1 rRNA gene is annotated in these 232 nt (G+C 51.3%); it reads left to right on the top strand.

What is annotated here, in order from left to right:
- Window positions 1-78 (top strand): 16S ribosomal RNA (locus KW829_RS22850); the annotation flags it as partial.
- Window positions 79-232: the final 154 nt, after the last annotated feature.

Genomic DNA, 232 nt, shown 5'->3' with positions numbered 1-232 from the left:
ACCACTTTGTGATTCATGACTGGGGTGAAGTCGTAACAAGGTAACCGTAGGGGAACCTGCGGTTGGATCACCTCCTTACCTTAAAGAACCTGCCTTTGTAGTGCTCACACAGATTGTCTGATGAAAAGTAAATAGCAAGGCGTCTTGCGATTGAGACTTCAGTGTCCCCTTCGTCTAGAGGCCCAGGACACCGCCCTTTCACGGCGGTAACAGGGGTTCGAATCCCCTAGGG

Origin of the sequence: Enterobacter sp. ENT02, assembly GCF_019219165.1 — a bacterium.
Lineage (GTDB): Bacteria > Pseudomonadota > Gammaproteobacteria > Enterobacterales > Enterobacteriaceae > Enterobacter > Enterobacter mori.
Note: the sequence above shows the minus strand (reverse complement) of the source record. Positions and strands in the feature narration are given on the sequence as shown.